This is a genomic window from Pseudonocardia sp. Cha107L01, assembly GCF_052566575.1.
In genome coordinates, this window is record NZ_CP199579.1 from 493,798 (window position 1) to 512,399 (window position 18,602).

At 71.9% G+C, this 18,602-nt stretch carries 16 protein-coding genes; 6 read left to right on the forward strand and 10 right to left on the reverse strand.

Annotated elements, in window-relative coordinates; genetic code table 11:
• Positions 1-28: 28 nt before the first annotated feature.
• Positions 29-1,270, forward strand: a complete 1,242-nt coding sequence (locus tag ACTXG6_RS02335; protein WP_445186103.1) for a DNA cytosine methyltransferase — start codon at positions 29-31, stop codon at positions 1,268-1,270.
• Positions 1,271-1,293: 23 nt separating this feature from the next.
• Complete coding sequence (locus ACTXG6_RS02340; RefSeq protein WP_445186104.1) at positions 1,294-1,899, forward strand: HAD family hydrolase; 606 nt, start codon at positions 1,294-1,296, stop codon at positions 1,897-1,899.
• 123 nt (positions 1,900-2,022) lie between these two features.
• Here the strand turns inward: ACTXG6_RS02340 and ACTXG6_RS02345 are convergent, their stop codons facing one another.
• The 5 genes from ACTXG6_RS02345 to ACTXG6_RS02365 all read right to left on the reverse strand — a co-directional run bounded on the left by ACTXG6_RS02345 (position 2,023) and on the right by ACTXG6_RS02365 (position 8,775).
• Entirely contained in the window at positions 2,023-2,295 is a 273-nt protein-coding gene (locus tag ACTXG6_RS02345) for a DUF6295 family protein (protein WP_445186105.1), read from the reverse strand.
• Between the two features lie 10 nt (positions 2,296-2,305).
• A complete protein-coding gene (locus ACTXG6_RS02350) occupies positions 2,306-3,049 on the reverse strand; it encodes a dienelactone hydrolase family protein (protein WP_445190327.1) in 744 nt (247 codons plus the stop codon).
• A gap of 20 nt (positions 3,050-3,069) precedes the next feature.
• Positions 3,070-4,851, reverse strand: a complete 1,782-nt coding sequence (locus ACTXG6_RS02355) for an MFS transporter (RefSeq protein WP_445186106.1) — start codon at positions 4,849-4,851, stop codon at positions 3,070-3,072.
• 310 nt (positions 4,852-5,161) lie between these two features.
• The gene (locus tag ACTXG6_RS02360) at positions 5,162-7,171 is read right to left on the reverse strand and encodes an ATP-binding protein (protein ID WP_445186107.1); all 2,010 of its coding nucleotides are present in this window, start codon (positions 7,169-7,171) and stop codon (positions 5,162-5,164) included.
• A gap of 5 nt (positions 7,172-7,176) precedes the next feature.
• Entirely contained in the window at positions 7,177-8,775 is a 1,599-nt protein-coding gene (locus ACTXG6_RS02365; protein ID WP_445186108.1) for an acyl-CoA carboxylase subunit beta, read from the reverse strand.
• 65 nt (positions 8,776-8,840) lie between these two features.
• Between ACTXG6_RS02365 and ACTXG6_RS02370 the strand changes: the two genes are divergently transcribed.
• From ACTXG6_RS02370 to ACTXG6_RS02380, 3 genes are all read left to right on the forward strand, one after another.
• Positions 8,841-9,485, forward strand: a complete 645-nt coding sequence (locus tag ACTXG6_RS02370; protein WP_445186109.1) for a TetR/AcrR family transcriptional regulator — start codon at positions 8,841-8,843, stop codon at positions 9,483-9,485.
• A 109-nt stretch (positions 9,486-9,594) separates the two neighbouring features.
• Complete coding sequence (locus ACTXG6_RS02375) at positions 9,595-9,948, forward strand: YciI family protein (RefSeq protein WP_445186110.1); 354 nt, start codon at positions 9,595-9,597, stop codon at positions 9,946-9,948.
• Positions 9,945-11,285 carry an RNA polymerase sigma factor gene (locus ACTXG6_RS02380; RefSeq protein ID WP_445186111.1) on the forward strand — a complete coding sequence of 447 codons (1,341 nt, stop codon included), beginning with the start codon at positions 9,945-9,947 and terminating at the stop codon, positions 11,283-11,285. Before ACTXG6_RS02375 ends, ACTXG6_RS02380 begins: the two co-directional genes overlap by 4 nt.
• Positions 11,286-11,390: 105 nt before the next feature.
• On the opposite strand, the gene ACTXG6_RS02385 is transcribed toward ACTXG6_RS02380, so the two are convergent.
• Positions 11,391-12,911: an FAD-dependent monooxygenase gene (locus ACTXG6_RS02385; RefSeq protein ID WP_445186112.1), complete on the reverse strand. Its 1,521-nt coding sequence runs from the start codon at positions 12,909-12,911 to the stop codon at positions 11,391-11,393.
• 79 nt (positions 12,912-12,990) lie between these two features.
• On the opposite strand from ACTXG6_RS02385, the gene ACTXG6_RS02390 reads away from it, so the two are divergent.
• Positions 12,991-13,584: a TetR family transcriptional regulator gene (locus tag ACTXG6_RS02390; protein ID WP_445186113.1), complete on the forward strand. Its 594-nt coding sequence runs from the start codon at positions 12,991-12,993 to the stop codon at positions 13,582-13,584.
• Positions 13,585-13,608: 24 nt separating this feature from the next.
• Here the strand turns inward: ACTXG6_RS02390 and ppgK are convergent, their stop codons facing one another.
• The 4 genes from ppgK to pgm form a co-directional block, all read right to left on the reverse strand.
• Complete coding sequence (ppgK, locus tag ACTXG6_RS02395) at positions 13,609-14,364, reverse strand: polyphosphate--glucose phosphotransferase (protein WP_445186114.1); 756 nt, start codon at positions 14,362-14,364, stop codon at positions 13,609-13,611.
• Between the two features lie 144 nt (positions 14,365-14,508).
• Positions 14,509-15,729, reverse strand: coding sequence for a glucose-1-phosphate adenylyltransferase (gene glgC / locus ACTXG6_RS02400; RefSeq protein WP_445186115.1), 1,221 nt, complete (start codon positions 15,727-15,729; stop codon positions 14,509-14,511).
• Between the two features lie 24 nt (positions 15,730-15,753).
• On the reverse strand, positions 15,754-16,914 hold the full coding sequence (gene glgA / locus ACTXG6_RS02405; RefSeq protein WP_445186116.1) for a glycogen synthase: 1,161 nt from the start codon (positions 16,912-16,914) through the stop codon (positions 15,754-15,756).
• Entirely contained in the window at positions 16,915-18,576 is a 1,662-nt protein-coding gene (gene pgm, locus ACTXG6_RS02410; RefSeq protein WP_445186117.1) for a phosphoglucomutase (alpha-D-glucose-1,6-bisphosphate-dependent), read from the reverse strand.
• Between the last annotated feature and the right edge of the window lie 26 nt (positions 18,577-18,602).

Consider the following 18,602-nt stretch of genomic DNA (forward strand, 5'->3'; position numbering starts at 1 on the left):
CCGGCCGGGCGGCAGCTAAGGTCCCGTCGTGGCCGTCCCCGAGCTCAACACCGCTGGGCCCCACACCGCTGGGCCCAGCAGTGTGGAGCTGTTCAGCGGCGGCGGCGGGTTGGCGCTTGCCATGCACCGGGCCGGGTTCCGTCACCTGCTGGTCAACGAACTGGAGCGGCGGCCCTGCGAGACGCTGCGGGTCAATGGTGCCGCGAGCCGGCCTGACGCCCCGGACGGTTGGCCGCTGGTGCCCGGTGACGTGCGGGCGCTCGACTTCACGCCGCTGGCGGAGCGGGTGGACGTGGTGGCCGGCGGTGTGCCCTGTCAGCCGTGGAGCCTCGGCGGCGCGCACCGCGGCTGGGACGACCAGCGCAACCTGTGGCCGGAGCTGTTCCGCTGCGTGCGGGAGACCCGGCCGAAGGCGGTGCTCGCGGAGAACGTCCGGGGGCTGCTTCGGCCGTCCTTCCAGCCGTACTACTCCTACATCCTGCGCGAGCTCGCGCTGCCGTTCGAGCGGCGGGTGGACGGCGAGGACTGGCGGGACCACGACCGCCGGCTGACGAAGTCACTGGACCGGGACCGGGTCGACCCCGCGGAGCGCTACGACGTGTGGTGCCTGCCGGTCAACGCCGCCGACTACGGGGTGCCGCAGGTCCGGCAGCGGGTGTTCGTGGTGGCCTTCCGCCGTGACCTCGGGTTGACCGACTGGCGCCCGCCCACCCCGACGCACTCCGAGGCCGCGCTGGCCGCCACCCAGGCCGACGGGTCCTACTGGGCGCGGCACCGGCTGCCGGACGGACCGCCCTTTGCTCTGCGCACCTATACCCAACAGCCCGGTGGCGCCGGGTCGGCGAACGGGTCGACGAGCGAGCTGGCCGCGTGGCGCACCGTGCGGGATGCCATCGCCGACCTGCCCGAGCCGCCGGAACCGTTCGAGGACCGCGTCGAGCACCCGGACTGGCTGCACCACTACGGCTGGCCCGGCGCCCGGGTCTACCGCGGCCACACCCCGAACGAGCTGGACCGCCCGGCCAAGACTGTCAAGGCCGGGGTGCACGGGGTGCCCGGCGGGGAGTCCGTGCTGCGCCGCGACGACGGTACGGTCCGGTACCTGACGGTGCGCGAGGTGGCCCGGATCATGACCTTCCCGGACAACTGGTGGCTGGCCGGCCCGCGCGGCGAGCAGATGCGCCAACTCGGCAACGCCGTGCCGGTGACCCTGGGCGAGGCGATGGCCACCGCCGTGCACGCCGCGCTCGCCGGCCGCGGCACGGCGTGAGTACCCCGGGGGCCGATCGCCCAGTGTTGATCTTCGATCTCGGCGGTGTCCTGATCGACTGGAACCCCCGGTACCTGTTCGACACGCTCATCGCCGACCCCGCCCGCCGCGAGCACTTCCTGACCGTGGTGTGCCCGCCCGCGTGGAACCTCGAGATCGACCGCGGCCGCCCCTTCGAGCAGGCGGTCCGCGAGCGAACCGAGCAACACCCGGACTGGGCCCCGTACATCCACGCCTACTGGCGGCGCTGGGAGGAGATGCTGGGCGGCCTCATCCCGGGCATGGAAGGCCTGGTCGGCGAGCTGCGCGCCGCGGGTGCGGCGCTCTACGCGATCACCAACTGGTCGGCCGAGACGTTCCCGCTGGCCCGTGAGCGGTTCCCGCTACTCGGCGTGTTCGACGGCGCGGTGGTCGTCTCCGGCGAGGTCGGCCTGGTCAAGCCCGAGCCCCGGATCTACGAGCTGGCACTGGAGCGCTTCGGTCTGCGGCCCGAGCAGTGCCTGTTCATCGACGACAACGAGCCCAACGTCGCCGGCGCCCGCCGCGTGGGGATCGCCGCGACCCGGTTCGTCGACGCGGCGACCCTGCGCGCCCACCCCGCCGTGGCCGCCCACCTGGTCACCCCGTAACCCAGGGGCCGCCGCTCTCGGCCGCACACCCGTGCTGTACGCCGCACACCCGTGCTGTACGCCGCACACCCGTTGCAGTGGGTGCGCGGCGCACAAAGGGGGTGTGCGGCGGGCCAGGCGCGGCTACTGGTCCTTCGACGCCAGGCCGGGTGGCGCGGAGCCGATGGCGCGCTGGATCGCCTCGGCCAGCGCGAGCGCGGTCTCCTCGGTGAGCTCGAGCGCGACCCGGGCGGACGGGCCGAGCGCCGGGTTGAGCACGTCGATGTTGACCGTGTGCCCGTACTGGGCGTGCACCGGGTGGTCCACGTAGACGGTCGCCTCCTGGGCGCCGAACCAGCCCCGCGCGCCCTTGGCACTGCCGTCGACAGAGATCTTCTCGGTCAGGTAGGTGCACATGGCGGCCTCCTCAGGCGGACAGGTTGGTGCCGAAGAAGTCGAGGATCTTGCTCCAGCCGTCCACCGCGGCCTCCGGCCGGTAGGCGGGCCGGTCGACGGAGAAGAACGAGTGCCCGGTGCCCTCGTAGCTGTGGAACTCGTGCGGCTTGTCCAGCTTGCTCAGCTCGGCGTCCAGCGCCGCCACCGAGTCCTGGTCCGGGAACCTGTCGTCCTTGCCGAACAGCCCCAGCAGCGGTGCGCTCAGGTTCGGCGCCAGGTGCAGGATCGGCTGCATGTGCTTGGGCATGCCCTCCGGCGGGTCCTCCACGACGAAGGCGCCGTAGCAGTCGACGGCCGCATCCACCGGCAGCGAGCAGGCGGCCAGGAACGTGTGCCGCCCGCCCGAGCAGTAGCCGATCACGCCGATCTTGCCGTTCGCGCCGTCCAGACCCTTCAGGTGCACCGATGCCCCGGACACGTCGCCGACCAGCCGCTCGTCCGGCACACCGCCGAGCGCACGCACGGCGGCCGCCGCGTCGTCCGGGTCGGCGCCGGGCGCCTCCCGGGCGTACAGGTTCGGGCACAGCGCGTTGTAGCCCTCCACCGCGAACCGGCGGACGATCTCCTTGGTCGACGCGTCGTAGCCGGGCATGTGGTGGATCACCACCACCCCGCCGCGGGACCCGCCGTCCAGCGGGCGGGCCAGGTAGGCCTCGATCTGGTCGCCGCCGTGACCGCTGATGGTGACCGTGCCGGCGACGATGGCGTTCGTCAGCCCGTCCGTGTTGGGGGAGCTCATGACTGGTTCCTCTCGGTGCTCGGGTCTGGTGTCCCGGTGTTGGGGTCGGGCGTCTCGGTGCTCGGGTCGGGCGTCTCGGTGCTCGGGTCGGGCGTCTCGGTGCGGACCACGCCACCCCGGAAGACCGAGGCGAGCGCGGAGATCACCGCCATCACGGCGGCCGCTGTGAACACCGTAACCAGACCGTGGTGGAACGGCTCGGAGATCAACTGAGGAAAGAACTCAGTTCCGGTCAGGGTCTCCCGGTTGGCGGCCGGCAGCGTGGGCAGCACCCCGCTGGGGCCGAGCAGGTGCGCGATCGGGTTGGCGCCGAGGAACGCTGCGAACAGGGTGCTCACCGGCGGCAGGTTGGCCACGTCGGCGGCGACCGCGACCGGCACGCCCTGGGCTCGCAGCCCGGCCGACAGGGTCTGCGGCAGGGTGCCGGCCAGTCCGACGACCATGAGCGAGAAGAACACCCCGATGGACAGCGCGGTGCCCGAGTTCTGGAAGGTCGACCGCATGCCGGACGCGACGCCGCGCTCCCCGGGCGGCACGCTGCTCATCACCCCGGACGTGTTCGGCGCGGAGAACATGCCCTGCCCGATACCGCTCAGTGCCAGCAGCGTCGCGAACACCGGGTAGGAGAAGTCGACCGGCAGCGCCTGCAGCCCGAGGAACGCACCGGCCATCAGCAGCAGCCCGCTGGTGGCCAGCGTCCGCGAGCCGAACCGGTCGGACAGGAAGCCCGAGGTCGGCCCGGCGAGCAGGAAACCGGCGGTCAGCGGCAACATGTAGATGCCGGCCCACAGCGGTGTCTGCTCGAAGCTGTAGCCGTGCAGCGGCAGCCAGATGCCCTGCAACCAAATGATCATCATGAACTGCAGGCCGCCTCGGGCGATGGCGGTGAGCAGGGCGGCCAGGTTGCCGGCGGCGAACGCGCGCACCTTGAACAGCCCCAGCCGGAACATCGGCTCGGCCACCCGGGTCTCGATCACCGCGAAGATCACCAGCAGCAGCGCGCCGACCGCGATACCGCCGCGGACCATGGGGTTCGACCAGCCGGTGGAGTGCCCGCCGTAGGGCTGGATGCCGTAGGTGATCGAGGCCAGGATGATCCCGGCGCCGGCCGCGAAGGTGATGTTGCCCGGCCAGTCGATCCGGGCCGCCCTCGGGCTGCTCACCTCGCGCAGGCTGCGGTAGGACCAGACGGTGCCGAGCAGACCGAACGGCACGCTGATCCAGAACACCGCCCGCCAGTCGATCTCGGCGAGCAGGCCTCCGGCGAGCAGGCCGAGGAACTGGCCGGCCAGCGCACTGATCTGGTTCACCCCGAGCGCCATGCCGCGCTGCTCGGACGGGAACGCGTCGGTCAGGATGGCCGCCGAGTTCGCGGTGAGCATCGAGCCGCCGACCGCCTGCAGCACCCGCCAGCCGATCAGCCACAGTGCGCCCTGCCCCCCGTGCAGCGGGTCGAACGACAGCGCCACGGACGCCACACTGAAGATCATGAAGCCGCGGTTGTACATCTTGACCCGGCCGAACATGTCACCGAGCCGACCCAGCGCCACCACCAGGACGGCCTGCACCAGCAGGTAACCCAGGATCATCCAGAGCAGGTAGCCGATGTTGCCGGGGTCCAGCGGATCCAGCCCGATGCCGCGGAAGATCGCCGGCAGCGCGATGATCACGATCGAGCCGTCCATCGTGCTCATCAGCACGCCGAGTGTGGTGTTGGACAGCGCCACCCACTTGTACCGGTCGTCGCGAACCGAGGACGGCTCGAGTAACTCGGTCACCGCCGCACCACCAGGTCGATAGTTAGCACAACTACGTAACTTAGCCCGGTCGTCAGAATCCGTCGACATCCGCAAGCTCACCGCCACCTGCCGGATCACGCGAACGCCGTCGCGGCATCGTTCGGCGACAAGCGGCTGTCCACCGACGCGATCTACCAGGCGCACAACGACTTCCACCTGCGGGCTCGGTCTTGTTACCGAGCTGCACACGGTGCAGGTTGAACGACGCGAAAACGTGCCTACTGTGCAGCTCGGTAACAGGCGGCCGCTCAGCTACCGCCGCGCGACGCCGCCCCGGTCCGCTGAGCGGCTAGTGCTGTTCCGGCTCCGGCTCGGTGACCACGGCCAGCACCTGGCCGGTGTCGACCTGCGCGCCGGCCCGCACCGGGAGCTCGGTCAGGGTGCCGGTGCGCGGGGCGGCGATGGTGTGCTCCATCTTCATCGCCTCCAGCACGACCAGCGGCTGACCCGCCGTCACCTCGGCGCCGGCCTCGGCGAGTACCCGGAGCACCGAACCGGGCATCGGCGCGAGCAGCGAGCCGGCCGCCACCGCCTCGGTCGGGTCGGGGAACCGGGGCACCTCGCGTAGCGCGCTCGACCCGTCCGGGCCGTCGACGTACACCCAGACGCCGGCCCCGTCCACCCGGTGCACCGCGTACGCCCGGCGCACCCCGTCGACCTCCAGGGTCACCGAGTCCGGGCTCGTCGCGAGCAGCCGCACCGACTCCCCGACCGGCTCGCCGTCGACGGTGACCCGCAGCCCGTCACGGCCGAACCGGTACACCACCTCCAACGTCTGTTCCCCCTCGGCGTAGCGCACCCGCTGCCCGGCCCCGCCGACGTTGCGCCACCCCGACGGCACACCGGGCAGCACGGTCGCCGCCGCCCGGCTGGCCGCCTGCCCCGCGAGCGCCGCCGCCACCGCGCGCACCCGTGAGTGGCGAGTCGTCTCAGGGGACCACTCGCCACTCACGGGGTCGTGGCGGGTGAGGTAGCCGGTGTCGGTGCGGCCGGCCAGGAAGTCGGGCTCGCGCAGGATGGTGACCAGCAGGTCGCGGTTGGTGGTGACGCCGTGGATCCGGGCGCCGGCCAGCGCGCGGGCCAGCCGGCGGGCGGCGTCGGCGCGGGTGCGGCCGTGCGCGATCACCTTGGCCAGCATCGGGTCGTAGTGCGGGCCGACCACCGAGCCCGGCGCCACGCCGGCGTCCACCCGGATACCGGGACCGGGCGGCACCGCGAAGTCGTGCAGCGTGCCGGTAGCGGGCAGGTACCCGGCCGGCACGTCCTCGGCGTAGAGCCGCACCTCGATGGCGTGCCCACCGATCCGCGCGCCGAGCACCTCCGGCGGGAGCGCCTCCCCCTCGGCGATCCGCAGCTGCAGCTCCACCAGGTCCAGTCCGGTGATCAGCTCGGTGACCGGGTGCTCCACCTGCAGCCGGGTGTTCACCTCGAGGAAGAAGAACTCCCCGGCCGCCGTGAGCACGAACTCCACGGTGCCCGCGCCGGTGTAGCCGATCGCCTTGCCGGCCGCCACCGCGGCATCCCCGAGCGACGCGCGCAGCGCCTCGTCCACCGCCGGCGACGGCGCCTCCTCGACGATCTTCTGGTACCGCCGCTGGATGGAGCACTCCCGCTCGAACAGGTGCACCACGGCCCCGTGGCTGTCGCCGAGGATCTGCACCTCGACGTGGCGGGGGTCGGCCACGTAGCGCTCCAGGAACACCGTGCCGTCGCCGAACGCGGACGCCGCCTCACGGCGCGCCGAGTCCACCGCGTCGGCCAGCTCGGCGCCGGAGTGCACCACCCGCATCCCCCGGCCGCCGCCGCCGAACGCGGCCTTGACCAGCAGCGGGAAACCCACCTCGGCGCCGGCGGCGGCCAGTTCGGCGACGTCCAGCTCACCGTCGGGGTCGAACACCGCGCCGGGCAGCACCGGCACCCCGGCGGCATCCATCAGCGCCTTGGCGGCCACCTTGTCGCCCATCGCGGCGATGGCCTCCGGCGACGGCCCGACGAAGGTCAGCCCGGCGTGAGCGCAGGACCGGGCGAACCCGGCGTTCTCGGACAGGAAGCCGTAGCCGGGGTGCACCGCGTCCGCCCCGGTGGCCCCCGCGGCGGCCAGCACCGCGTCGGCGCGCAGGTACGTGTCGGCCGGGCTCACGCCGGGCAGCCGGACGGCCTCGTCGGCCAGTGCGACGAACGGTGAGTCGGCGTCAGCGTCGGAGTACACCGCCACCGTCGCGATACCGAGCGACCGCGCGGTGCGGAACACCCGGGCGGCGATCTCGCCCCGGTTGGCCACCAACAGTTTCGTGATCATCGTGCTCACATCCGGAAGACGCCGAAGCCGCGCCGGCCGGCGACGGTGTTGGAAGAGGCGGCGGACAGCCCGATGCCGAGCACGGTGCGGGTGTCGCGCGGGTCGATGATGCCGTCGTCGTAGAGCCGCGCGGTGACGTAGAACGAGTGCGACTCGGACTCGATCTGCGCCTCGATCGCGGCGGTCCGCTCGGCGTCGGCCCGCTCGTCGAACGACCGCCCGGAGGACGCCGCCGAGGCCCGCCCGACGATGGACATCACCCCGGCCAGCTGCGCGGCACCCATCACCGCCAGCTTGGCGCCGGGCCAGGCGAACATCAGCCTCGGGTCGTAGGACCGACCGGACATGCCGTAGTTGCCGGCGCCGTAGGAGGAGGCCATGTTGACCGTCAGGTGCGGCACCGTGCTGTTGGCAACCGCGTTGATCATCTTGGCGCCGTCCTTGATGATGCCGCCCTGCTCGTAGCTGGCGCCGACCATGTAGCCGGTGGTGTTCTGCAGGAAGACCAGCGGTGTGTCGGTCTGGTTGGCCAGCAGGATGAACTCGGTGGCCTTTTTGGCCTCCTCGCTGAACAGCACGCCCCGGTGGTTGGCCAGCACCCCGACCGGATAACCGTGGACGGTCGCCCAGCCGCAGACCAGCGCGGTGCCGTAGCGCGGCTTGTACTCGCCGAACTCGGAGCCGTCGACGGTGCGCGCGAGCACCTCGCGCGGGTCGAACGGCACCTTGCCGTCGGCGGAGACGATGCCGAGGATCTCGTCCGGGTCGTAGCGCGGCGGCTCGGGGTTCAGCGCGGGCGCCGGGCCGAGCTTGTGCCAGTTCAGCTGCGACATGATCATGCGGCCGAGCCGGATCGCGTCCAGCTCGTCGACGGCGAAGTGGTCGGCCAGCCCGGAGACGCGGGTGTGCATGTCCGCACCGCCCAGCTCCTCGTCGTCGGCGACCTCGCCGGTGGCCATCTTGACCAGCGGCGGGCCACCCAGGAACACCTTGGCCTGCTGGTCCACCAGTACCGCGTAGTCGCACATGCCCGGTACGTACGCCCCACCGGCGGTGGAGTTGCCGAACACCAGCGCCACGGTGGGTACGGCGGCCGCGGACAGCGCGGTCAGCTCGTGGAAGATCCGCCCGGCCGGCACGAACAGGTCGGCCTGGGTGGGCAGGTCGGCACCGCCGGACTCGACCAGGTTGACAACCGGGAGCCGGTTCACCCTGGCTATCTCCAGCGCGCGCAGCGTCTTGCGCAGCGAGTACGGGTTCATCGCGCCGCCGCGCACGGTGGGGTCGTGGGCGATGATCACGCACTCCACACCGGAGACCACGCCGATGCCGGTGACCACGCTGGCGCCGACGGTGAACTCGGTACCCCAGGCGGCCAGGCTGGACAGCTCCAGGAACGGCCCGTCCGGGTCCAGCAGCAGCTCGATGCGTTCCCTGGCGAGCAGCCGGCCCCGGTCGCGGTGGCGCTGTTGATAACGTTCGCCGCCACCCGCCGCGGCCAGCTCGAGCTGTTCGGTGAGCTGGTCCAGCACCTGCAGCTGGGCGGCACGGTTGGCGCGGTAGGAATCGCCGGTGGTGTCCAGCAGTGACGTCAGCACGGGCATCGGACGGCTCCTATGTGACTCTCAGTTCACTAGGACGCTATCTCATCAGGTGCAATACTGGCCAGATGGCGGCCAGCCCACCCGAGCACCCCGGCTCACCGAGCCGTCGGCGGCAGCGCGATCCGGAGCGCAAGGCACGGATTCTGTCCGCCGCCGCCGAACTGGCCGCGCGGCGCGGTTTCCACACCATCGCGATGTCGGACATCGGGGCCGAGGCCGGCATCGTCGGCTCCGGCGTGTACCGGCACTTCGCCAGCAAGACGGCCATCCTGGTCGCCCTGCTGGACCAGGTGATGAGTCGGCTGCAGGACGGCGCGGCAGCCGTCGCCGGCCGCGCCACCGACGACCGGAGCGCCCTGTCCGCGCTGGTCAGAGACCACATCCAGGTGGCCATCGAGGACCGCAGCGTGCTCGCCGTGTACCACCGGGAGGCGCACAACCTGCCCGAGGACGACCGCAGGAGGCTGCGCCGGGCGCAGCGGCTCTACCTCGAGGAGTGGGTGCACGTGCTCGCGCCGCTGCGGCCCGAACTGACCGACGCCGAACTGCGGGTCGCGGTGCACGCGGCGGTCGGCGCGATACAGTCCACACTGTTCTTCCGGGCCGGCCTGGCACCGAGGCGCCTCGCCGAGCTGCTGGACGGCCTGGCCCACGGCTGCCTCGGCGTCGCCTCCGCCACTAGTGAACCCGTAATCACTACGCCGGCCTGATCTCAGATTTTTCCGATTTCGCCTCGCCGGCTGTCGATCCGGGCCTCGGTCGTTCGTGTAGAGGGTGAGCGGCCGACAGCCCGCCGGCCGCGACTCGAGAGGATCCGACATGAAGCAGTACCTGCTCAGCGTGATTCAGCCGGACGGCGACCCGCCCCCCGCCGAAGTGTTGCAGGCGATCGTGCGCGATCTCGACGTCCTGCACCAGGAGCTCCGCTCCGCCGGCGCGTGGGTGTTCGCCGGTGGGCTGCACCCGCCGGGCACAGCCACCGTGGTGCGGGTCTCCGGCGACGAGACCCTGCTGACGGACGGGCCGTTCGCGGAGGGCAAGGAGCACCTGGGCGGGCTGTGCATCATCAAGGCCGCCGACCTGGACGAGGCTCTCGAGTGGGGCCGCAAGGCCAGTAGGGCGACCACGCTGCCGATCGAGGTGCGGCCCTTCCAGGGCGAACTGGACCAATGACCGCCGGCCCGACTCCGGGCGCGGCGTCGGCCCCGTCGGCCTCCGGCCCGCCGGTGCTCCCCCGTACCGAGATCGAGCGGGTGTTCCGCGAGGAGCACGGTCGCTCGGTGGCCGTCCTGGTCCGCCTCTTCGGCGACATCGACATCGCCGAGGAGGCGGTCCAGGAAGCGTTCGCCGCCGCCGCGGCGCGCTGGCCGGACACCGGCCTGCCGCCGAGCCCGGCCGGCTGGATCATCACCACGGCCCGCAACCGGGCGGTCGACCGCCTGCGCCGGGAGTCGTCCCGGGACGACCGGCACACCGAGGCGGCCCAGCTGTACACCCGCACCGAGCGGCACCTGACCGAGGAGGGCCCGGTGTACGACGATCGACTGCGGCTGATCTTCACCTGCTGTCACCCGGCGCTCGGTCCGGCCGCGCGGGTCGCGCTGACCCTGCGGCTGCTCGGCGGGTTGAGCACCGCCGAGATCGCGCGCGCCTTCCTGGTCCCGGAGCCGACCATGGCGCAGCGGCTGGTCCGGGCCAAGGGGAAGATCAGGGACGCCCGGATCCCGTACCGGGTGCCCGCCGACGCCGACCTTCCAGACCGGCTGCGCGCCGTGCTCGCGGTCCTCTACCTGATCTTCAACGAGGGTTATACGGCGAGCTCCGGTGACCGGCTGGTCCGCGACGAACTGTGCATCGAGGCCATCCGGCTCGGCCGGCTGCTCGCCGAGCTGATGCCGGACGAACCGGAGGTGCTCGGGCTGCTCGCACTGATGCTGCTCATCGACTCGCGCCGGGCCACCCGCACCGGGCCGGGCGGCGAGCTCGTGCGGCTCGCCGAGCAGGACCGCGGCCGGTGGGACCGCGAGCTGATCACCGAGGGCCAGCGGATCGTCCGGCGCTGCCTGCGGCGCAACCAGCCCGGCCCGTACCAGATCCAGGCGGCCATCAATGCCGTGCACAGCGACGCGCCGGTCGCCGCCGACACCGACTGGCGGCAGATCGTGGCGCTGTACGACCAACTCCTGGCGCTCGCCCCGAGTCCGGTGGCGGCACTGCACCGCGCGGTCGCGGTCGCCGAGGTGGACGGACCCGCCGCCGCACTCGCCCTGGTCGACGACCTCGACCCCCGGTCCGACAGGGGACGCGAGCCCGGCTCGGTGGCGGGCGCGGGCACCGGGCCTGGCGCGGGGTTGGCGGGCCACCACCTGTTCCACGCCGTCCGCGCCGACCTGCTCCGCCGGCTGGGCCGCACCGGCGAGTCGGCCCAGGCCTACGAGACCGCGCTCGCGCTGACCGAGAACACCGCCGAGCGCGCACACCTGCACCAAGCCCGCCGGACACTGACCTGAACACGCACAGCCAGATACCATCCCCGGCCCGCACAGACCGGGTGTAGGCCGTACATAGGCTGCAGCATCTGTGCGGCAGGTACACCGTCTGTGCGAGCCACTGCCTCAGTCGCCGAGTGAGTCCAGCCTGTCGACGCCGAGTTTGCTCAGGTAGTCGGCGACCGCGGCGGCGGAGCTGGTGCGGATCGCGAGGTAGCCGTCCGGCCTGATCAGCACCAGCTCACCGACCGAGGCGGTGTAGGCCCGCGCGGCGTGCCCGCCGTTGTCGAGCACATCCGTTCCGATGCCGACGACGCGGACCGGGCCGGCGGGCTGCTCGGGCCGCACGTCGAAACCGAGCAACGTCCAGTGCGGCCCGCGCAGCAGGTCGAACAGCCGGACCGGCCGGCCGGTCACCGTCACGCACGGCGCGTCCGGAGCACGGTCGCCAGCCACCGGGCCAGCCGCCGCCCCAGCCACCGAGCCAACCGCCGGACCCCCCGCGACCTCCCCCTCGAAGGCCACCGGTGCCAGTGGGCCGCCCCGGTAGCTCAGTCCCAGTTGCAGCGTCTCCTTGCCCGCCTCGCCGCGGCTGCCGATCGGGACCCGCAACAGCCGACTGGACAACCCGAGCACGCCGGCGGCCACCGGCAGCCGCTCGGCCTCGTAGCTGTCCAGCAGCGCAGGGTCCGCGCCGGCCAGCACGTGGGCCAGCTTCCAGCCGAGGTTGGCGGCGTCCTGGATACCGGTGTTCATGCCCTGCCCACCGGCCGGCGAGTGCACGTGCGCGGCGTCGCCGGCCAGGAACACCCGCCCGACCCGGTACCGGTCCACCATCCGGACGTTGAGCCGCCAGCGGGACAGCCAGCTCGCCCCGCGCAGCCGCACCCTGCCGGTACCGACCGCCTCGTCGACGACGGCCTGGAAGGCGTCCAGCGACGGCTCGACCGGATCACCGGGCAGCAGCGGTGCCTGGAACTGGAAGGTGTCCGTCGCCGGCAGCGGGCACAGCGCGAGCATCCGCCCGGTGGCCCCGAGGAACATGTGCCAGTGGTCGCGGTCCAACCCGTCCAGCACCACGTCGCCGAGCAGCATCCGCACGTCCTCGTCGGTCTTGCCGAGGAACGACACACCGAGCAGCTCCCGTACCGCGCTGGACCCGCCGTCGCAGCCGATCACGTAGCTCGCCGCGATCCGGGACCCGTCGGCCAGCTCCACCGACACGCCCTCGGGGGACTGCGCCAACCCGACCACCTCGGTGCCCCACTCCACCTCGACGCCATGGCCGGAGAGCAGCTCGCGCAGCGTCTCCTCGACCCGCCACTGCGGGATCACCAGGGTGCGGGCGTACGGGCTGTCCGGGGTGGGCTCGACGCCGGGGTGCGGATCGACGTCCTGGTGGGTGCCGTCGGCGGCGTGCCGCCGGATCGGCAGCCGGAACCGGCCGGTCGCAATCAGCCGCCCGCTCACCCCCAGGCCGTCCAGGATCTCCAGCGTCCGAGGTTGCAGTCCCTTGCCCCGGGACCCGCTGGACGGGTTCACCGCGGCGTCCACCACCCGGACCCGGACACCCCAGCGAGCCAGCTGACTCGCCGCCATCAGCCCGGTGGGCCCGGCCCCAACCACCAGTACATCCTGTTCGCGCATGGACACAGGCTAACAAAAATGCGACTACGTCTTAAAGTTGACTACGTCTCATTCGAGGCTGAGTGTCATACTGAGCCGCATGAGGACTCTGCGCGAACGGAAGAAGGCGCGCACCCGGGCCGATCTGCAGCGGCACGCCCTGCGCCTGTTCCGCGACCAGGGCTACGCGGGGACCACCGTGGACGAGATCGCCGCCGCCGCCGAGGTCTCCCGGGCCACCTTCTTCCGGTACTTCCCGAGCAAGGAGGACGTGGTCCGCTACGACGATGTGGACGCGGTGCGGGACGCCGCTTTCGCCGCCCAGCCGGCCGGCACCCCGCTGCTGGTCGCGCTGCGCACCGCCCTGCGCGCCACGTTCGACCAGCTCGGACCGGAGAAGCGCGAGCTCGAGGAGCTCCGGATGAAGATCGCCCGCACCGTGCCCGAGCTGCGCGACCGCAACGACGTCACCGTGGCGCGGGCCGCCGAGCAGGTCGCCAGGTCCACCGGCCGCGACCCGTCCGACTTCGACGTACAGCTGTGCGCCGGGGTGATCCTGGGAGCCCGGCTCGCCGCTCAGTCACTGTCCGACCGGACCCCCGGACTCAGCTTCCTGGAGGCGATGGACGCCACCCTCGCCCGCCTGGAGACCGGCGTGCCACTGGCCGGCGAGCCGATCGTGCACCCGGCCTGACCAGCGCCGTCTCGTGCCGCCTCCTCAGCTCTTGCCGCCGCCCTGCTCGGCGGCCAACACCGCGGCGCCGACGATCCCCGCGTTGTTGAGCAGCTTCGCCGGCACCATCTCGGTGCGCACGTCGACCAGGTGCAGCCACTGGTCGGCCTGCTTGCTCACCCCGCCGCCGACCACGATCAGGTCCGGCCAGAACAGGGCCTCCATGTGCTGGAAGTACCGGGTCAGCCGGGCCGCCCAGTTCTTCCAGGACAGGTCCTCGCGCTCGCGGGCGGAGTCGGCGGCCCGCGACTCGGCGTCGTGCCCGTCGATCTCCACGTGACCCAGTTCGGTGTTCGGCACCAGACACCCGTCCATCACCAGCGCCGAGCCGATCCCGGTGCCGAGGGTGGACACCAGAATCACGCCGTCCCGGTCCTTGGCCGCGCCGAACCGCACCTCGGCGAGCCCGGCGGCGTCCGCGTCGTTCACCACGAGCGCATCCCGCCCGGTGGCCTTGCCCAGCAGCTTGTGCGCGTCGGTGCCGATCCACGCCGGGTCCACGTTGGCCGCCGTGCGCACCAGACCGTGCTGCACCACGGCCGGGAAGGTGCAGCCGAACACGCCGTCCCACTTGAAGTGGTCGAGTACCTCGCGCACCGTCGCCGCCACCGCGTCCGGGGTGGCCGGCTGCGGGGTCGGCACCCGGAACCGGTCGTCCGCCAGCTTGCCGCGGCGCAGGTCGACCGGCGCACCCTTGATACCGGACCCACCGATGTCGATCCCGAAGCCGTGCTTGCCCATGCCCGGCAGCCTACGTCGACGGCACCGCCGCCCGAGCCTCCGGACGGCTCCGCCGCGCGAGGTCAACAAGAAGAGGTGAACCCGGCGCGGTCGTGAGTGGCGAGTGGTCTCATGGAACCACTCGCCACTCACGGGCTTTCCGGATCAGCGCAGGGCGACGGTGCCCTTGCCGAGTACCACCACGCCGCCGTCGGACACGTGGTAGGAGTCCCGGTCCCGCTCCAGGTCGACGCCGAGGTGCGCGCCCGCCGGCACCACCACGTTCTTGTCCAGGATCGCCCGGCGGACCACCGCGCCGGCGCCCACCCGCACGCCGTCGGCCAGCACCGACTCCTGCACCACCGCGCCCTGCTCCAGGTACACCCCGGGGGAGAGCACCGAGTGCACCACCTGCGAGCCGGACACGATGCAGCCGGCGCTGACCATCGACTCCTGGGCCGAGCCGCCGCTGACGAACTTGGCCGGCGGCCGCTGCGCGGGCAGCGCGAAGATCGGCCAGTCCGCGTTGTACAGGTTGAAGATCGGGTGCGTGGAGATCAGGTCGCGGTGCGCCTCGTAGTAGGCGTCGATCGTGCCGACGTCGCGCCAGTAGCCGTGATCCCGCTCGGTCTCGCCGGGCACCACGTTGGCGTTGAAGTCGTACACCGCCGCCAAACCGCGCCCGACCAGCTGCGGGACGATGTTGCCGCCCATGTCGTGGCGGGACTCGGCATCGACGGCGTCCCGGTCCAGCGCCTCCCGCAGTGCCTCGGTGGTGAACACGTAGTTGCCCATGGACACGTACGACTCGTCCGGCGAGTCCGGCAGCCCCGGCGGGTCGGCCGGCTTCTCCAAGAACTCCGAGATCGTGGTGCCGTCCTCGGTGTGGATCACTCCGAACGCGCTCGCCTCGGACCGCTTCACCCGGATGCCGGCGACGGTCACCCCGGCGCCGGACTCGATGTGCTGGTCGATCATCTGCGACGGGTCCATCCGGTACACGTTGTCCGCGCCGAACACGGCGACGATGTCGGGTGACTCGTCGTTGATCAGGTTCAGGCTCTGGTAGATCGCGTCCGCGCTGCCCAGGTACCAGTGCGGGCCGCGGCGCTGCTGGGCCGGCACCGGCGTGACGTAGCCGCCGGTCAGCGAGGCCAGCCGCCAGGCGGTGGAGATGTGCCGGTCCAGCGAGTGCGACTTGTACTGGGTCAGCACGGCAATCTTGTGCACCCCGCCGTTGACCAGGTTGGAGAGCACGAAGTCGATCATCCGGTGTACCCCGCCGAACGGGACCGCCGGCTTGGCCCGGTCCAGGGTGAGCGGCATCAGGCGCTTGCCCTCACCTCCCGCCAGGACGATCCCGAGCACCCTTGGCCGCTTGGCCATCTGCATTCCCCTCACGCTGGTCGGTCAACGCTGGCTTTCCAGACTCCGGTAGATCGCGACCGTGCGCGCGGCGATCGCCCCCCAGCCGTACTCCTCGACGGCCCGCTTCCGGCCCGCCAACCCCATCGCCCGCGCCCGCTCCGGGTTGTCCAACAGCTCATTGACCCGCTGCGCGAAGGCGTCCTCGAAACCACGCGGGTCGGCCGCGCTGTAGGGCACCAGCAGACCGGTCACCCCGTTGCGGACCACGTCCGGGATGCCGCCGACGTCGCTGGCCACCACGGCGGTCTCGCAGCCCATCGCCTCCAGGTTCACGATGCCCTGCGGCTCGTACACCGAAGGACAGGCGAACACGGTCGCCCCGGACAGCAGCTGGATCACCTCGTCGCGCGGCAGCATCTGCTGGATCCAGTGCACCCCGTCGCGGCTGGCCTGCAGCTCGTCCACCAGGCCGATGAACTCCTTGGCCAGCTCCGGGGTGTCCGGCTCGCCGGCGCACAGCACCAGCTGCGCCTTCGGGTCGAACTTGGCCGCCGCCCGGACCAGGTGCGGCACGCCCTTCTGCCGGGTCACCCGGCCGACGAACAGCACCGTCGGGCGGTCCGGGTCCAGCCCGTACCTGACCCAGGCGGACCGGTCGTCGGTGTACTGGTAGATCTGCGAGTCGATGCCGTTGGGCACGATCCGCACCTTCTCCGGGTCCACCGTCGGATAGACCTTGAGGATGTCCGAGCGCATCCCGTGGCTCACCGCGATGACCGCGTCGGCGTTCTCGATCGCGCTCTTCTCCGCCCAGCAGGACAGCGCGTAACCGCCGCCGAGCTGCTCCACCTTCCACGGCCGCAGCGGCTCCAGCGAGTGCGTGGTGACCACATGTGGGATGCCGTAGAGCAGTTTTGCCAGGTAGCCGGCCATGTTCGCGTACCAGGTGTGGCTGTGCACCAGCTCCCGGTCGGCCACGGCGGCGGTCATCGACAGGTCGATGGACAGGGTGGCCAGTGCCGGGTTCGCGCCGGCCATCGCGGAGCTCGGGGTGTGCCCGTGCGCCCCCTCCCGGTCCTCGCCCCAGCACTGCACGGTCAGGTCGACCAGCGGGCGCAGCTCACGGGACAGGAAGTCCACGTGCACCCCGGCACCGCCGTAGACGTTCGGCGGGTACTCCCTGGTGAGCAGCCCTACCTTCATTCAGGCATCGCCTCCCAGCGCGGCGGAGACCACGTCCTGGGCCTCGGATTGGATCTGGGCCAGGTGCTCCGGGCCCTGGAAGCTTTCCGCGTACACCTTGTAGACGTCCTCGGTACCGGACGGGCGGGCGGCGAACCAGCCCGACTCGGTGACCACCTTCAGCCCGCCGAGCGGCGCGCCGTTGCCGGGTGCGGCGGTCAGCTTCTGGGTGATCGGCTGGCCGGCCAGCTCGGTGGCGGTCACGTCGTCGCCGGAGAGCTTGCCGAGGCGGGCCTTGGCCTCCCGGGTGGTGGCCACGTCGATGCGGGCGTAGGCCGGCGCGCCGAACCGGTCGGTGAGCTCGGCGTAGTGCTGGCTGGGGCTGCGCCCGGTGGTGGCCAGGATCTCCGAGGCCAGCAGCGCCATGATGATGCCGTCCTTGTCGGTGGTCCACACCGTGCCGTCGGACCGCAGGAAGGACGCGCCGGCGCTCTCCTCGCCGCCGAAGCCGATGCTCCCGCTCAACAGGCCCGGCACGAACCATTTGAAGCCGACCGGCACCTCCACCAGCCGCCGGTCCAGGTCGGCCGCCACCCGGTCGATCATGGACGAGCTGACCGCCGTCTTGCCGACCCCGGCATCGGCCGGCCAGCCGTTGCGGTGCCGGTACAGGTAGCCGATGGCCACCGCGAGGAAGTGGTTCGGGTTCATCAGGCCGTGGTCGGCGGTGACGATGCCGTGCCGGTCGGAGTCGGCGTCGTTGCCGGTGGCGATCTGGAACTCATCCTTGCGCGAGACCAGCGACGCCATCGCGTACGGCGACGAGCAGTCCATCCGGATCTTGCCGTCCCAGTCCAGCGTCATGAACCCGAACTGGGGGTCCACCGCCGGGTTCACCACCGTCATGTCCAGCTTGTAGCGCTCGGCGATGGCGCCCCAGTAGGCCACCGACGCGCCGCCGAGCGGGTCCGCCCCGATCCGCACCCCGGCGCCGCGGATGGCGTCCAGGTCCACCATCGCCGGCAGGTCCTCGATGTAGGTGTTGAGGAAGTCGTACTGGCGCACCCGCTCGGAGCCGATCGCCCGGTCGAACGGCGTCCGCGACACGCCTGCCAGCTTCGCCTCGAGCAGCTCGTTGGCCCGGTCGGCGATCCAGCCGGTGGCGTCGGTGTCGGCCGGGCCGCCGTTGGGCGGGTTGTACTTGAAACCGCCGTCCGGCGGCGGGTTGTGCGACGGGGTGACCACCACGCCGTCCGCCAGCGCGGACGGGCCGGGCGCGTTGAACCGCAGGATCGCGTGCGACACCGCCGGGGTCGGCGTGAACCCCGGGACGCTGCCCGCATCCGCGTCGACCAGCACGTCCACCCCGTTGGCCGCGAACACCTCGATCGCGGTGCGCCAGGCCGGTTCGGACAGGGCATGGGTGTCGCGGCCGATGAACAGTGGCCCGGTGGTGCCCTGCCCGGCCCGGTACTCGCAGATGGCCTGGCTGGTGGCGGCGATGTGGTCGTCGTTGAAGGTCGCGTTCAGCGAGGAACCGCGATGCCCCGAGGTGCCGAACGCGACCCGCTGCGCGGCCACCGAGGGGTCCGGGTGCTCGTCGTAGTAGGCGCCGATCAGTTTGTCGAGATCAACGAGGTCCTCGGGAAGCGCCGGTGTGCCGGCGCGCGGATGGACGGCCATCTGTGCCTCCTCTGCGTCGGGAAGGT